Origin of the sequence: Halopseudomonas pertucinogena, from assembly GCF_014646575.1 — a bacterium.
In the GTDB taxonomy this organism is placed as follows: Bacteria; Pseudomonadota; Gammaproteobacteria; order Pseudomonadales; family Pseudomonadaceae; genus Halopseudomonas; species Halopseudomonas pertucinogena.
The window spans coordinates 208,361-221,607 of record NZ_BMNN01000002.1 but is presented as its reverse complement, the minus strand read 5'-3'; the positions used below and the strand labels follow the sequence as shown (position 1 = coordinate 221,607).

Annotated in this window: 9 protein-coding genes; 3 read left to right on the top strand and 6 right to left on the bottom strand. The window is 62.5% G+C overall.

From position 1 onward, the window contains the following. Positions 1 to 94 precede the first annotated feature (94 nt). The 6 genes from IEW63_RS06190 to IEW63_RS06165 form a co-directional block, all read right to left on the bottom strand. On the bottom strand, positions 95 to 2,680 hold the full coding sequence (locus IEW63_RS06190; protein WP_188635740.1) for a TRAP transporter permease: 2,586 nt from the start codon (positions 2,678 to 2,680) through the stop codon (positions 95 to 97). A gap of 6 nt (positions 2,681 to 2,686) precedes the next feature. Further along, positions 2,687 to 3,661 carry a TAXI family TRAP transporter solute-binding subunit gene (locus IEW63_RS06185; protein ID WP_188635739.1) on the bottom strand — a complete coding sequence of 325 codons (975 nt, stop codon included), beginning with the start codon at positions 3,659 to 3,661 and terminating at the stop codon, positions 2,687 to 2,689. Positions 3,662 to 3,946: 285 nt separating this feature from the next. After that, positions 3,947 to 4,552, bottom strand: coding sequence for a ribonuclease T (gene rnt, locus IEW63_RS06180; protein ID WP_373288216.1), 606 nt, complete (start codon positions 4,550 to 4,552; stop codon positions 3,947 to 3,949). Positions 4,553 to 4,646: 94 nt separating this feature from the next. After that, complete coding sequence (gene pyrC / locus IEW63_RS06175) at positions 4,647 to 5,681, bottom strand: dihydroorotase (protein ID WP_188635737.1); 1,035 nt, start codon at positions 5,679 to 5,681, stop codon at positions 4,647 to 4,649. 69 nt (positions 5,682 to 5,750) lie between these two features. Next, complete coding sequence (locus IEW63_RS06170; RefSeq protein ID WP_229710366.1) at positions 5,751 to 7,088, bottom strand: substrate-binding domain-containing protein; 1,338 nt, start codon at positions 7,086 to 7,088, stop codon at positions 5,751 to 5,753. 89 nt (positions 7,089 to 7,177) lie between these two features. Then, positions 7,178 to 8,230 (bottom strand): helix-turn-helix domain-containing protein, encoded by a 1,053-nt coding sequence (locus IEW63_RS06165; protein WP_188635736.1) that lies wholly within the window; start codon positions 8,228 to 8,230, stop codon positions 7,178 to 7,180. Between the two features lie 284 nt (positions 8,231 to 8,514). On the opposite strand from IEW63_RS06165, the gene IEW63_RS06160 reads away from it, so the two are divergent. The 3 genes from IEW63_RS06160 to dsdA all read left to right on the top strand — a co-directional run bounded on the left by IEW63_RS06160 (position 8,515) and on the right by dsdA (position 13,167). Continuing rightward, a complete protein-coding gene (locus tag IEW63_RS06160) occupies positions 8,515 to 10,308 on the top strand; it encodes a DUF1302 family protein (RefSeq protein WP_496357473.1) in 1,794 nt (597 codons plus the stop codon). A gap of 25 nt (positions 10,309 to 10,333) precedes the next feature. Further along, positions 10,334 to 11,704 (top strand): DUF1329 domain-containing protein, encoded by a 1,371-nt coding sequence (locus IEW63_RS06155; RefSeq protein WP_188635734.1) that lies wholly within the window; start codon positions 10,334 to 10,336, stop codon positions 11,702 to 11,704. Positions 11,705 to 11,814: 110 nt separating this feature from the next. Continuing rightward, a complete protein-coding gene (gene dsdA / locus IEW63_RS06150) occupies positions 11,815 to 13,167 on the top strand; it encodes a D-serine ammonia-lyase (protein WP_188635733.1) in 1,353 nt (450 codons plus the stop codon). Positions 13,168 to 13,247 lie beyond the last annotated feature (80 nt).

Here is a 13,247-nt window from a genome sequence, read left to right as displayed (position 1 = left end):
GAGCGGCGCCGGAACGCCGGACCGCCTCGCCGCGATTGGCGCGCAGAGCGCGCTCGGCAGATGCCCGATGGCCGGAGCGCGCTTGCTTGGGGACTCATGCATGCACCTCGGTCCGCGCTCTGCGCATCTGCAATGCCACCACCCCCGCCAGCAGCAACAGCCCCGGTATCCACATCCATTCCTTGCGACGCCGCTCCACCGGCACCATCACATCAAGGATCTCCTGATCGAAATCCAGCCCCAGCTCTGCAGCCGGGCTGCCGTAGGTGACCATGTCAATCAGGGTGCGACCGTCCTCCTCGATCAACGCCAGGCCGATGTTGTCCAGCCGCTCCTGGCCATTGGCCCCTTCGGGAACTGGCATCAGCACATAGAAGTCCCGTGGATTGCCGATCTCATCTTCGCCCGAAATATGCAGACGCAGCGGGTTATCGCTGTCCTGCACACGGTCCATCGCCTGGGCCAGCTCGATTGGCGGGACGCTGCGATAGGGATCGAAGGCCAGGTCCATCCAGAACCCGGGACGGAATAGGGTAAAGGCCACCAGCAGAAGGATCAGGCTCTCATACCAGCGGCTGCGTACGATGAACCAGCCCTGGGTGGCCGCAGCGAAGATCAGCATGGCAATGGTCGCAATGACGAAGATCGCCACCCCCTGCCACAATCCGACGTCAATCAACAGCAGGTCCGTATTGAAGATGAACAGGAAGGGCAGCACCGCCGTGCGCAGGCTGTAATAAAACGCCCTGACGCCCGTTCGGATCGGGTCACCCCCCGAGATGGCCGCCGCCGCGAAGGAGGCCAACCCCACCGGCGGTGTCACATCGGCCATGATGCCGAAGTAGAACACGAACATGTGCACTGCAATCAGCGGCACGATCAGGCCGTTCTGCTGACCCAGCGCGACAATCACCGGGGCGAGCAGGGCGGAAACAACGATGTAGTTCGCCGTGGTCGGCAGCCCCATGCCCAGCAGCAGGCTCAGCACGGCGGTCAGTATCAGCATGAGCATCAGGTTGCCCATCGACAGCAGTTCGACCAGATCCGCCAGCACCAGACCGACACCGGTCTGGGATACCGCACCTACGATAATGCCCGCGGTGGCCGTGGCAATACCGATCCCGATCATGTTGCGCGCCCCGGCTACCAGTCCGGCGCCGACGTCATCAATGCCGCGGCGCAGGTCACGGCCCGGGTTTGACTGGCGGCGGAACAACGCAATCAGCGGATGCTGGGTGAGCATGATGACGATCATGAACACCGTCGCCCAGAATGCCGACATGCCGGGCGACAGGCGCTCCACCATCAGACACCACACGAGCACCACCACCGGCAGAATGAAATGCAGGCCGGTCATCAGCGTGGCCCGGGTCTCCGGCATGACCACCACCGGCGAGGCGGGGTCATCCAGTTCCAGGTCGGGATAGCTCGCCCCCACCCGGAGCAGTGCGACATACACGACAGCCAGCCCAGCGGCGATTACCCAGCCGGCGGCGTCGCCCAGCAGTGGCTTGATCCAGCCCAGTCCGTAATACACTGCTACCGACAGGCCCATGATCAGCAGCAGGCCGGTAAGAAAACCGAACAGCCGGTGTAGGATCGGGCGGTGAGGGTTACTGCTCTGCAGCCCCGTCATGCCCGCCTTCAGTGCGGTGAGGTGCACAATGTAGAACAGGGCGATGTAGGAGATCACTGCCGGCAGAAATGCATGCTTGATGACCTCGGTGTAAGGGATGCCCACATACTCGACCATCAGGAAGGCCGCGGCGCCCATCACCGGTGGCATGATCTGTCCGTTCACCGACGCTGCCACCTCGAACGCGCCGGCCTGATCCCGACTGAAGCCCACACGCTTCATCATTGGTATGGTGAAGGTGCCAGTGGTCACCGTATTGGCGATCGACGAGCCGGAAATCAGCCCCGTCATCCCGGAGGCCACCACCGCCGCCTTGGCCGGCCCTCCGCGGTAATGCCCGAGAAGCGAAAATGCCAGTTTGATGAAATAGTTGCCGGCGCCAGCCTTCTCCAGCAGCGAGCCGAACAGCACGAACAGGAATACGAAGCTGGTGGATACCCCCAGTGCGATCCCGAACACGCCCTGGGTGCTCAGCCATTGATGGTTGGCCAGCGCGACCCAGCTGACGCCCCGGTGCGACAACATCCCCGGCATCCAGGGTCCGGCCAGCGAATAGAGAATGAAGATCAGCGCCACCACCATCAATGGCGGGCCAAGGGCGCGGCGGGTGGCTTCCAGCAGCAGCACCAGACCGGTTATCGCCACCACCACATCAAGGGTGGTCGGGCTGCCGGGCCTGGTCGCCAGTTGTTCGTAGAACAGATAGATGTAGCCGGCGCAGAAAGCCGCGACCAATGCGAGCAGCCAGTCCAGCGCCGGCACGTAATGGCGTGGTGAGCGGCGCAGCGCCGGAAAAGCCATGAAGCCCAGGAACACCGCCAGCGCCAGGTGAATCGAGCGCGCCTCGGTGCTGTTGAATACGCCGAAGCCCAGCATATAGGGCAATGGCGATGCGATCCAGAGCTGAAACAGCGACCAGACGGCGGCCACGGCAAGCAGCAGCCTGCCGGTAAACCCCTCGGGTCTGCGGTTGCCGATATCGGCCGCCGCGACCATCTCTTCCAGTTTGCTGTGCAGCTCGTCTTGCCTGACGTTGTCGGTCATCTGCTCTTACATCCAGCCACGTTCCTTGTAGTAACGCACAGCTCCGTCATGCAGCGGGATCGACAGGCTCTCGCTGATCATTTCCTGCTCCTTCAACTCGGCGAAGGCCGGATGCAGGCGCTTGAACCGGTCGAAGTTGTCGAAGACCGCCTTGACCGTCTGGTACACCGTCTCCTCCGGCACCTTGGCCGAGGTCACCATGGTGGCGCGTACGCCGAAGGTATTCACCGGCTCGTCGTTGCCGCGGTACATGCCCCCAGGGATGGTCGCCTTCGCGTAGTAGGGGTGCTCCTCGATGATGCCGTCGATCTCCTCACCGTCCACGGCGACGATCACCGAATCCACCGTGGTGGTGGCTTCCTGTATGGAGCCGTTGGGATGGCCGGCCACGTAGACCATGGCATCGATATTGTTGTCGCCCAGCGCGGCGGCCTGTTCGGAGGCGGACAGCTGCGATGCCAGCGCAAAGTCGCGGATGGTCCAGCCCAGCGCGTTCATCACCACATCCATGGTGTCCCGCTGACCGGAGCCGGGGTTGCCGATATTGAAGCGTTTGCCCTTGAGGTCCTTGACGTGTTTGATGTTGGCATCGGCGCGCGCCACGATCGTCAGCGGCTCGCCGTGCAGCGCGAACATGGCGCGCATGTCGGTGAAGGGGCCCGCATCGGCAAAGTTCTCCACGCCTTCGTAGGCCTTGTACTGGATATCCGACTGCACTACGCCCATGTCCATCTCACCGCCGCGGATGGCATTCACGTTGGCGACTGAACCACCGCTGGAAGGCGCATTACAGCGGATGTTGTGATCGCTGGTGCCGCGGTTGACCAGCCGGCACAGAGACTGGCCGACCACGTAATAAACGCCCGTCTGGCCGCCGGTGCCGATGGTGATGAAATTCTGTTGAGCAACCGCGGGAGTCGAGGTGAGAGCGGCGCAGGCCACCGCAGCGGAAAAGAGAAAGGGGAGGGCTTTGATTCGCATTCTGGAGCTCCTTGTTCTTGTTACGCAACAGTGTAGCGCCTTTCACCGGATATGCCGCCTCGCCAAAAGGCTATGCTGGCCGTCGGCGGGGGCTGCTGCGCAGCCCAATCGCCCCGGGGTCGGGGCTCCTACCGTCAGTGGTACGTACGATCCCAATGACAGGGCTCGGTATTGTAGGAGCTGCGACCTCGCCGCGATTGGCGCGCGCAGCGCGCCTGGTTGAGGTCGGTGCGCTTAATCTATCGCTCCGAGGTCGGGGCTTCTACAAAAGTGAGCCGACCCCACTCAAACCGGTGGCCAGCCGCCCATGTCCTTCCAGCGGTTGACGATGGTGCAGAACAGTTCGGCGGTTTTTTCGGTGTCGTAGCGGGCGGAGTGGGCTTCGCGGCCGTCGAAGTCGATGTCTGCCGCGGCGCAGGCCTTGGCCAGGACGGTCTGGCCGTAGGCCAGGCCGCCGAGGGTGGCGGTGTCGAAGCAGGAGAAGGGGTGGAAGGGGTTGCGCTTGATTTCGCAGCGCTCCACCGCAGCATTCAGAAAGCCGAGATCGAAGAAGGCGTTGTGCCCGACCAGCACGGCACGCTTGCAGCCGGCAGATTTCACCGCCTTGCGCACATGCTTGAAGATCTCCGTCAGCGCATGATCCTCAGACACCGCCATGCGCAGCGGGTGATCGAGCTTGATGCCGGTGAACTCCAGCGCCGCCGGCTCGATGTTTGCCCCTTCGAACGGTTCCACGCGGAAGAAATGGGTCTGGTCCGGATAGACCTGGCCGTCGTCATCCATCAGGATCGGCGTGGCGGCGATCTCCAGTAGCGCGTCGGTGGCGGAGTTGAATCCGCCGGTCTCGACGTCCACCACCACCGGCAGAAAGCCCCGGAAGCGCTCTGCCATGGGTGTCTGGCGTCCGCCGTTGGAGGTGGCACCATCCAGTGCTTCGTTGTTGTAGTCAAACTCGCTCACACAGCGTCCTTAATTCGAAAGGGGCTCAGAGAACCCGCCATTGGATGGTTTCGCCCGCGCGCAGAGGCACCAGCTGCTGCTCGCCGAACTGCAGCGTCGCCGGCACGGTCCAGGGTTCGCGCACCAGGGTGATGCTGTCGGTGTTGCGCGGCAGTCCGTAGAAATCCGGACCGTTCATGCTGGCAAAGGCTTCCAGACGATCCAGCACACCAAGCTGCTCGAAGGCTTCGGCATACAGCTCGATGGCCGCATGGGCACTATAGCAACCAGCGCAACCGCAGGCGGCTTCCTTGGCGTGCTGTGCATGGGGCGCGGAGTCGGTGCCGAGGAAGAACTTGTTCGAACCGGACACCACCGCATCGCCCAGCGCCTGCTGGTGACGCTGACGCTTGAGAATCGGCAGGCAATAGAAGTGCGGGCGAATCCCCCCCACCAGCATGTGGTTACGGTTATACAGCAGATGATGCGCGGTGATGGTCGCAGCGACGCGATCCGAGGCGCCCATCACAAACTCCACCGCATCGGCCGTGGTGATGTGCTCGAACACCACCTTCAGATCGGCGAAGCGCTCCGTCAGCGCGACCAGCTGCTGGTCGATGAAGGCCTTCTCCCGGTCGAATATGTCCACCTCGGCATGGGTCACCTCGCCGTGCACCAGCAGCGGCATGCCCACCTCGGCCATGGCTTCCAGCGCGGGATAGATCTTCTCCAGCGCCGTCACCCCCGAGTCCGAGTTGGTGGTGGCACCGGCCGGATACAGCTTGGCTGCCACCGCCTGCCCGGCTGCGTGCGCCTGGCGGATGATCTGCGGGGAGGTCTGGTCGGTGAGATACAGCACCATCAAAGGGTCGAAGCGGCTGCCCGCAGGCCGGGCGGCGAGGATGCGCGCCTTGTATTCATCAGCCTGCTGACCATCGCGTACCGGCGGCACCAGATTGGGCATGACAATGGCGCGGGAAAAGGTGCGGGCGGCATCCGGCACGGTGTGGCTCAGTGCCTGGCCGTCACGCAGGTGAATATGCCAGTCATCCGGCCGGAGCAGGGTAATGCGATCGGTCATCGGGGCGTTCCAGAACTGTAAGGTAATGGCCCACATCCTACCGGAAACGGCCCTGCTTTACACGCCGACTCAATACACCCAGAGCTCGACCCGGCGGTTCCTGAAGCGCCCGTCATCGTGGGCGTTGGTGGCGACCGGCAGGGTGGAGCCGATGCCGATGATCTCCCTGGTGTAGATGCGATGCTGCACCAGCGCACGGCGCACCGTCATTGCCCGCAGCCGCGAGAGCAGCTCGGCATTGCTCCGTCGCGGATCGCTGAAACCCACCAGCACAACATCGTCCTCGGTCTTGCCGTGCTCGCGCAGGTAGCGCACCACCCGGTCCAGGTCCTGCAGAGCCTTGTTGTCCAGCCGGGCACTGCCTTCCTCGAAGCGGAAGTTGACCGACAGCCGCACGGCCTGCTCGGCCAGGCGGCGGTAATCCTCGGGCATACCATCCAGCGGCTCTACAAATACCGTGGTCAGGTTCTGGCCGACAAAGCCGACTTCATCGACAACAGCCTGGCCTGCCTCACTCTGAACGAATGACACCAGCTCCCGCGCCAGCCTGTTGGTTTCATCCGGGCGGATGTACATGAACAGCCGGCGGGTCAGCGGGTAATCCTCGGTCGCCACCCGTTCCCGGGTGGGCAGCATCGGTAATGACTGTCCGGAGGAGATAGCCAGCGCCCTGGCATTGCCGACGCTGGCCAGCCCGACAAAGCCAATGCCATGGGCATCGGCATTCACCGCGTCGGCCAGTGCCGCATTCGACTGGTAACGGCGCGCCCGGTCATGCAGTGGCAACTGTCGAGGTGCAAGCACCAGTTCGCGGAAGGTCTCCCAGGTACCGGAGTTCTGATCGCGCACGTGCAGGCTGATGGGCGCGTTGTGGCCGCCCACTTCGTGCCAGTGGGTGATCTGGCCGGAAAAGATCCCCGCCAGTTGCTCCACGCTCAGCGCGGCCACGGCGCTTGAAGGGTTGACGATCACCGCCAGCCCATCCAGTCCGATGATCTGTTCGGCCTCCTTGCCGCGCATGTCGCCTGCGCTCTGCAGCGCCTGTGCCTCGCTCTCCTTGATCGGGCGCGAAGCAGCGGCAATATGCCCGGTGCGGTCGTTCAGTCCGCTGAAACCGGTCCCGGAGCCATGGGCATTGAGGCGGATACTCACCGGCTGCGCATCGGCGCTTATCGCCGTGATCAGATGCTCCCCGGGGACGGCGTTGAGCTGCACGCGCACGTCTTGGGCGCCGAGGTGATGGAGCATTTCCTGCACCAGCCGCGGTGCCAGCTGTGCGCCGATGGTATTGGAGCCGTTGATGGTCAGTTCGAGTGGGGCGGCCTGAAGCGGCCCGGCCAGAATGATGCCGGCGATCAACACCAGCGCACGGAAACGGGCACCCACGCCCACGGACAGATTGAGCATTCCATTACCTTCAATAATCGCCGCCCCAGCCGGCGGGTTCCTGACGGGGCGCGATTATGACCCGTAGATATGAAGGTAAGGTTTCAGATTCATGACAATACCGGGCTCTGCCTGTGGCCCGCGAAGGTCTGCTCGCGGAAAGCCGTCGGGCTCATGCTGGTCCAGCGGCGGAACGCCCGGGTAAAGCTGCTCGGATCAAGAAAGCCGAGCTCGAAGGCGATGCGGCCCAGGTTCAGCCGGTTCTCCTGAATCAGCTTGATGGCCAGCTCCATCCGCACCTCGTCCAGCAACTTCTCATAGGTGGTGCAGGCCTCGCTGAGCTTGCGTCGCAGATGTCGCGGGCTGACATTGAACGGCTGGGCCACCAGCTCCTCGGAAATGTCCTTCTCCGACAGCAGCACACGGATGCGCTGCTTCACCTGCTCGGCGAAATCCACGTTGGGCAGATCCTCGAGCATATCCTCAAGGGAGGCTTCCAGGCGCTTGAGCAGAAAGGCGTCACTGGTCGGCAGGCGGGCCTGTAACGCCGCCATGTTCAGGCGGATGGAAACCCGCTTGCTGCCCAAGCGTACCCGCGTGCCCAGCAGCCGTTCGCAGTCCATGCGCCGCTCGCTGTCACCGCTGAGGCGCACCTCCACCACCAGCGGCAGCCCGCCGGTCACCAGATAGCGCCATGAATGCACACAGCGCGCCACCAGAGCCTCTATCTGCAGCGGGTGGGCCGCGCCCTTGGGCTCGAAATAGGCTGTCAGATAATGCTCTTCCTCCACCGAGTAGACCTGCACCTGGGTACTGAACACCTGAATGAAACGGATGATGCGCTGGATGGTCGCTCCGGCCGTCTCGCTGGACTGCGCGGTAAGGGTGAGCAGCTGCATGATCGAGCTGGTGAAATTCTGGCCCATGCGCAGCCCGAAACACTCGTCCCCGCTGAGCGTGGCGGCCACATACCACAGTCTGTTCATGTCGGTCTGGCTGATATGGCGCAGGCTTAAATCGTCGGAGCTGCCATACTCATGAAGATCTGCGGGCAGGTCGCGCACCGTCTTGCCGTAGGGCTCCAGCGCCTGGATGATGCCGCGCGCCCATAGCGCTCGTTCCTTCAGGCGGTGGCAGGGAAGCGGAGGATGAGCTGAAGGCATATCGCTGATTCCTTCTTTATTTTTATTTTGTAACGATATTTTTACCGCAGTCCTTACCATAGGCCAATTGTGCCGAAAAATACAACACTCCATTGCGCAGATAAATTCATCACATTCAGTCGCTGAATGTCCGAGCCGGCCAAGCGATTAGTCCGATTGGGCCAAATCGCTTCGATACCCCGTGACAGACTAAATGCCGACCGTCTGGCTCCCTAGAAAGCCGGGGGTATGGATCCAAACCAAATGGAGCAGCACAATGACAAAAAACAAAGCATGCTTGGGCGCTGGCCGCATTGCCGATGGCAATCGGGCTGGCCAGCATTACTGGCTCGGCACACGGAGCATCGTTCAACATCGGTGGCATCGACGGGCAGTTCGACTCCCAGATGTCGATCGGCGCCAGCGTGTCGACGTCCAACGCGGACAGGCGTTTCATCCACACTCTCACCCAGATTGATGGCGAGAGTCAGCGGGGCGAAGCCGCCGCACGCACCTCCGACGATGGGCGACTCAACTACGAAGCAGGGGACGTCTTTTCCAAGATCTTCAAGGGATCCCATGACCTGGAACTGCGCTACGGTAATTCCGGCGCGTTCATCCGCGGCAACTACTGGTACGACTTCGAGACGAAGGACGGCAGCCAGCGTTTCTATGACATCGACGACTCCGGCCGCCACCCGCTGCAGAAGGGCGCGGGCATTCAGCTGCTGGACGCCTTTGTCTACCACAACTATGCCATCGGCAATAACCCCGGCAACGTCCGCCTGGGTCGCCAGGTGGTCAGCTGGGGTGAAGGTGTCTTCATCCAGAACGGCATCAACTCCATCAACCCGATCGATGCCTCCGCTTTCCGCCGCCCGGGCGCCGAGCTGAAGGAAGGTCTGCTGCCGGTCGAGATGCTGTATCTCTCCCAGGGTCTGACCGAGAACCTGACCGTCGAAGCGTTTTACCAGCTGAAGTGGCATGGCACCATTGCCGATAACTGCGGTACCTTCTTCGCCGGTTCCGACGTGGTCGGCCGCGGCTGTAACGACCGCCTCGTGTTCACCGATCTGGACCTGCCCCAGGGCGAGCAACCGCCGGGCACCTACATCGCCCGCGTGCGCAAGGACAAGGAAGCCAGTGACAGCGGGCAGTACGGTGTAGCCTTCCGCTGGTTTGTACCGGCCCTGAACAATACCGAGTTCGGTTTCTACGCCCTCAACTACCACAGCCGCGCGCCCATCTACTCCAACGAGGCAGGCTCCGGTGCCTTCGGCGGACCGCTCACGCCCGGCTATGACGGCGAGACCTTCGGTGGCGCCGGTTACTTCTTCGAGCATCCGGAAGACATCCGTCTGTACGGCATCAGCTTCGGTACCGACATCGGCGGCACCTCCGTAGCCGGTGAAATCAGCTACCGCCCGAACATGCCGCTGCAGATCAACGCCGGTGACATGAGCCGTGCAGCGCTGCTGCTGGCTGCGGGCGTGCCGGATAACACCCACCGCGACCTGACCGGTACAGTGGCTCCGGGTGATTACATTGCAGGTTACGAGCGCAAGGAGTTCTGGCAGGCCTCTGTGAGCGCCGTGCATTTCATCGATCGGATCCTCGGCGCGAGCCGCCTGGCGCTGGTGGGTGAAGTGGGTGCGAACTATATCGGCGCCATCGGCTCCGGAGACGGCACCACCAAGTTCGGTCGTGACTCGCTGTTCGGCCAGAGCCCCTATGCCGATGGCACATGCTCGTCCAACCCCGCTGTTCCGGCTGCTGACACCTCTCCGCGTGCCGCCAGCTGGTGTGAGAACGACGGCTTCTTCACCGACTTCTCCTGGGGCTACCGCGTCCGCGCCGCCCTGGATTACAGCAACGTGATTGCCGGTATCAACCTGAGCCCGAACATCGCCTGGTCCCACGACGTTGAGGGTTACAGCCCCAACTTCACCGAGAAAGCCAAGTCGATCAGCGTGGGTCTGAACGCCGACTACGCCAACAAGTACAACGCCAGCATCAGCTACACCAACTTCTTTGATGGCAAGTACAACACCCTGGTTGACCGCGACTTCGCCGCGATCAGCTTCGGCGTGAGTTTCTAAGCAGGCTATGGAGAGAAACATGCATATGCAGAAAATAATAATCGGTGCCTGTGGATTGGCCCTGAGCATGGTCGCAACCGCGGTATCAGCACAGAGCCTGTCGCAATCGGAAATCAACCAGCTGGGCACCACCCTGACGCCGATCGGCGCAGAAAAGGCCGGCAACGCAGCGGGGACCATTCCGGAGTGGACCGGTGGCCTGCCGGTCGATGCCGGCCAGACCCTGGCGAACCACTTCCTGGAAAACCCGTTCAAGGGTGAGCAGCCCGAGTTCGTCATCACCGCGCAGAACTACCAGCAGTACCGGGACAATCTGACCCCCGGCCAGGTTGCCCTGTTTGAACGCTACCCGGAAACCTTCCGCATGCCTGTCTACCAGAGCAAGCGTACCGTCGGCTTCCCGCAGAGCGTGTATGACCAGGTCAAGCGGACTGCCGGCAAGGCCAGACTGGTCAATGGTGGGGACGGCGTGGAGAACGTCGAGCCGGGCTCGTCCTTCATCTTCCCGATTCCGAAGACCGGCGGTGAGGTGATCTGGAACCACATGACCCGCTACCGGCTGAACGTGCATCGCTGGTACATGCAGGCCATGCCGCAGACCAACGGCTCATTCACCCTGATCAAGATGGAAGAGGAAGTCGGCTATCCGAACCTGATGCCCGACGTGGACCCGGCGAGCATGCCCAACACCCTGCTGTTCTTCAAACAGCGGGTGAACGCGCCGGCCCGTCTGGCGGGTAACGTGCTGCTGGTGCATGACACCCTGGATCAGCTGAAAGAACCGCGCATGGCCTGGGTATACAACGCCGGTCAGCGCCGCGTACGCCGCGCACCGCAGGTTGCGTACGACGGTCCGGGTACCGCCTCCGACGGCATGCGTACCTCCGACAACTTCTCCATGTACAACGGTGCACCTGACCGTTATGACTGGAAGCTGATCGGCAAGAAGGAAGTGTACCTGCCGTACAACGCCGGCAAGCTGTCCGAGCCGGGCCTGAAGTACGCCGACGTGCTCAAGGCCGGTCACGTCAACCCGGAGCACACCCGCTTCGAGCTGCACCGCGTGTGGGAAGTACAGGGCAACGTCAAGCAAGGTCAGCGCCACATCTACGCCCAGCGTAACTTCTTTGTGGATGAAGACTCCTGGATGATCTCGCTGGCAGACCACTACGACGGTCGCGGCACCCTGTGGCGTGTAGGTGAAGGCCACCTGGCGTTCAACTACAAGCAGAAGATCCCCGGCTACACCCTGGAGACCCTGTACGACCTGCTGGCAGGCCGCTACATCGCTCTGGGCATGTACACCGAGGAGGCTTCCGCACCGCAGTACGGTGGCACTCCGCCGACGTACAACCAGTTCACTCCAGCCGCTCTGAGGGCTGCAGGGGTACGCTGAGTCAGGGGTCATACTTCGTTTGGGTTTGAGGGGCATCTTCGGATGCCCCTTTTTTATTCACCGGGCTGCTATCGTATGCATTGACGCACAATCAATGACAGGAGAGCAGCATGAAATCAGGTATTCCAACAGAGCACTGGGTAAAGGAACACCCGCTGGTTCAGGACCTGGTAGCACTCAAGGAAACCGCCTGGTTCAACCCCGCCGTGGTGTCGGTGGCCGAGGCACTGCCGGACGTGGGACTCACTGCAGAGGATGTGCGTGACGCCAGCGAGCGGCTCAGGCGCTTCGCCCCCTACATTGCCAGTGTCTTTCCGCAGACGCGGGAAGCGAACGGCATCATCGAATCCCCGTTACAAGTGGCGACTGCGACGCAGGCGGCCATGGCGGCACGCTACGGGCAGGACCTGCCAGGCCAGCTGTGGCTGAAGCTGGACAGCCATCTGCCGATTTCAGGATCAATCAAGGCCCGTGGCGGCATTCATGAAGTGCTCAAACATGCCGAGGACCTTGCGCTCGCCGCAGGCCTGCTGAACATCAACGACGACTACGCCAGGCTGGACAGTGGCGAGTTCAGAGCGGTCTTCCGCGGTTACCGCATCGCTGTCGGGTCGACCGGCAACCTCGGCATGTCCATCGGCATCATGAGTGCCACCCTCGGCTTCGAAGTCACCGTACATATGTCGGCAGATGCGCGGCAATGGAAGAAGGACAAACTGCGCTCCCATGGTGTGATTGTCGTGGAGTACGAGTCGGACTACAGCGTTGCGGTGGAGGAGGGCAGACGCCAGGCCGAGGCGGACCCGGGCTGTCACTTCATCGACGATGAGAACTCCGCCGACCTGTTTCTCGGCTACGCCGTCGCGGCGGAAAGACTCAAGCCGCAGCTGGCCGAGGCCGGCATCACCGTCGATGCGGAGCATCCGCTGTTCGTCTATCTGCCCTGCGGTGTCGGCGGCGGCCCCGGCGGTGTCGCCTTCGGCCTCAAGCTCATATTCGGCGATGCGGTGCACTGCATCTTCGCCGAACCCACGCATTCGCCGTGCATGATGCTCGGGGTATATACCGGCCTGCATGATCAGGTTTCGGTGCAGGACTTCGGCATCGACAACATCACCGCCGCAGACGGCCTGGCCGTGGGCCGGCCATCCGGTTTTGTCGGCAAGGCGATGCAGCGCTTGATCGATGGTTACTACACGATAACCGACGAAGAACTCTACGCCCTGCTGGCGCTGGTAGAGCGGGAAGAAGCCCTGCGCCTGGAACCCTCCGCGCTGGCCGGCGTACCCGGCATCGCCAGGGTAGTGGCTCCGGAGCAGAGCGAATACCACAAGCGCATGGACCTGACGGGCGAAAAACTTGCCAATGCAACACACCTGGCCTGGGTCACCGGAGGAAGCATGGTGCCGGAAGAGGAAATGAACGGTTATCTGGAAAAAGGCCGGGGGTTGCTGGCGGAATAACCCACATCTCGGGACGTCGGGGCGCCACCCGGGGCTGCTGCGCAGCCCAATCGCCCCGAGGTCGGGGCTCCTACAATCGA